3 protein-coding genes are annotated in these 3,100 nt (G+C 27.6%); all 3 read left to right on the top strand.

Annotated features, from left to right (window positions below; all coding sequences use genetic code 11):
* A partial coding sequence (locus VLM92_RS00935) for an ABC-F family ATP-binding cassette domain-containing protein (RefSeq protein WP_325274477.1) occupies window positions 1-1,045 on the top strand: 1,045 nt, incomplete at its 5' end.
* Between the two features lie 299 nt (window positions 1,046-1,344).
* Complete coding sequence (locus tag VLM92_RS00940) at window positions 1,345-2,364, top strand: poly(R)-hydroxyalkanoic acid synthase subunit PhaE (RefSeq protein WP_325274478.1); 1,020 nt, start codon at window positions 1,345-1,347, stop codon at window positions 2,362-2,364.
* 12 nt (window positions 2,365-2,376) lie between these two features.
* Window positions 2,377-3,100 (top strand): alpha/beta fold hydrolase (locus VLM92_RS00945; protein ID WP_325274479.1); only part of this gene is annotated, 724 nt, incomplete at its 3' end.

A 3,100-nucleotide genomic window follows, 5' to 3' on the forward strand; every position in this document is an offset into this window, starting at 1 on the left:
TAACTTTATAATGGATTTAGAAGATTCTATCGTTATAATCGTATCGCATGATAGACATTTCTTAAATCAAATATGTACAAATATAGTTGACGTTGACTTTGGTAAAATCCAAATGTACGTTGGTAACTACGATTTCTGGTATGAATCAAGTCAATTAGCATTACAATTAGCTAAAGATCAAAATAAGAAAACTGAAGAAAAAGCTGCTCAATTAAAAGAGTTCATCGCAAGATTCAGTTCAAATGCTTCTAAAGCAAAACAAGCAACATCAAGAAAAAAACAATTAGAAAAATTAGAATTAGAAGATATACAACCATCAAGAAGAAGATATCCATATGTTGGATTCACTCCTGAAAGAGAAATAGGAAATGAAGTTTTAGAAGTTGAAGGATTAACTAAAACTGTAGATGGTGTTAAGGTACTTGATAATGTATCTTTCAGATTAGATAAAGATGATAAAGTAGCATTTATGGGTGACGAAATAGCTATAACTACATTATTTAATATATTAATGGGAGAAGATACTGCGGATAGTGGAACTTTCAAGTGGGGAGTAACTACTTCTCAAGCTTATCTTCCTAAAAATCATAACAAATACTTTGATGGGGTTGAATACTCATTAGTAGATTGGTTAAGACAATACTCAGAAGAAAAGAGTGAAAGTTTCATAAGAGGATTCTTAGGTAGAATGTTATTCTCTGGAGAAGAAGCTTTAAAAGAAGCTCAAGTTTTATCTGGAGGAGAAAAAGTTAGATGTATGTTATCAAAGCTTATGTTATCTAATGCTAACGTATTAGTTTTAGATGACCCAACTAACCATTTAGACTTAGAATCTATAACTTCTGTAAATAAAGGTTTAGAAAAGTTCTCTGGAGTTATGTTATTTAACTCTCATGACCACGAGATGATACAAACTCTTGCAAACAGAATAATAGAAATAACTCCAAGTGGATTAATGGATAGAAAAACTACTTTAGACGAGTATTTAGAAAATAAAGATATACAAAAACAATTAAAAGAAATGTATGGAAATACAAAGAAGTAATTGCTAAGAATTATTTAAAAGCACTAACTTATGTTAGATAGAATTTAAACTTATATGTTAAGTTTAGAAGGTTCTATTTAGCATAGGTGGTGCTTTTTTTAATGCAATTGAAAGATGAAATTGATAGTGAATACAAAGACTATTTAATAAGGAATATGAATGAATGGTCTCCTTAAAAAAAATAAGTAATAATTTCTAAAAAAAAAAATATATATATATTGTAGAGTATTTATAGGCAAGTCCAAAATAGTTAAATATTTAAAATAGATACTACAAACATTTATAAGGGGGATTTTATAATGGATTTACAACAAAAGTATTTTGATTTTCTGGGGGATATGGCTAATACACAAAAGAAAATATTTGAAGATTGGCAAAATAGTTTTAAGGTTGAGGATAAGAAGGACAAATTTGATTATTTAGAAATGTGGTCAAAGTTTAATCCGTTTAATCAAAAGATGGATAATGTGGATTTAGTAGATAAATATAGCGATATTTCCAAGATATATACTGGATTATATGGATTTTGGACTGATATGAACGAGAAGATAGTGGATTCTACAGAAGATCAAATGAAAAATTTGATAGATGAATGGAAAGAAAACTATACTAATATGGTTGTAAATAATTTTATTAGTTGTTTACCAGAACCTACTAAGAGTATATATAAAAAACAAAATGAGATATGGTCAGTTTATAAAGGGGATTTTGATAGAATAAGTAAATTATGTATAGATAGTTACAATGATTATTTTAAATATATGAATAAAGCAGTATCAGGAGATAAAAATGCCTATCTAGAATTGTCAAAATCATGGACTAGTACATATGAAGAAACTATAGGAAAATTATTAAATATACCTCTTATAGGAATAAATAGAGAAGAGTATAAATTACAATTTGAAAGTATGGATACATACTACAAATTTATAAATACTTTAAACGAATACAATGCTAGTATATATAAAGTTACTGTTGATACGATGGAAGAAATGGTAAAAGAATATACAAGTATGGTAAAAGAAGATAAACAGCCTAAGACTTTTAAAGAATTTTATGAGTATTGGTGGGTAAAAAATGAAAATGCATTTATAAGTTTATTTAATACTGAGCACTATTCAAAGCTTCAAGGTCAAGTAGTTGATAATGGGATGGCATTTAAAAAGAGCCTTGATAGTTTATTAGAAAAACAATTAGAAGCACTGCCAATACCAAACCAAAGTGATATGAATAGTTTATATAAGACTGTATATGAATTAAAGAAAGAAGTTAAAAAATTAAAAAGAGAAGTCGAAGATTTAAAAGAGGAAATGAAATAGGGGGACGAAAATATGCTTTTCAATGGTATAGATTTTGAAAAAAATTTAGATGAAGTTTTAAAATTTCAAGATAAGGTATTAAAAGGAATAAATGTTATACAAGAAGTTCAAGTTTCAGGAGTTGATAGTACTCCAAAAGACCTTGTTTATAGTGAAGATAAGATGAAGCTTTATCACTATAAATCTACACATGAAACTAAAGTTAAAATACCAACTTTAATAGTTTATGCTTTAGTAAATAAGCAGTATATGATGGATATACAAGAAGATAGAAGTATGATAAAAAACTTACAAAACAAAGGACTTGATTTGTATATAGTAGATTGGGGATATCCAGCTAAAGAGGATATGTACTTAACTATGGATGACTATATAAATGGATATATAAACAACTGTGTTGATCATATAAGAAAAGAAAAAGGAGTAGATAAAGTAAATTTATTAGGAGTATGTCAGGGGGGTACCTACTCAACTATATACTCATCCATATACCCAGAAAAAGTAAATACATTAACTACAATGGTTACTCCTATAGACTTCGATGTAGAAACAGATGCATTATTATTTAAATGGAGTAAACACTTAAATATAGATAGTATGGTAGATGCATTTGGTGTAATTCCAGGAAGTTTTATGAATAGTGGATATATGGCACTAAAACCATTCCAATTAGCTTTAGATAAGTATATTGACTTATTAGATGATATAGATAATCCAGAGAAATTTGAAAACTTTT

It is taken from the genome of Romboutsia sp. (assembly GCF_035470145.1).
Lineage (GTDB): Bacteria > Bacillota > Clostridia > Peptostreptococcales > Peptostreptococcaceae > Romboutsia_D.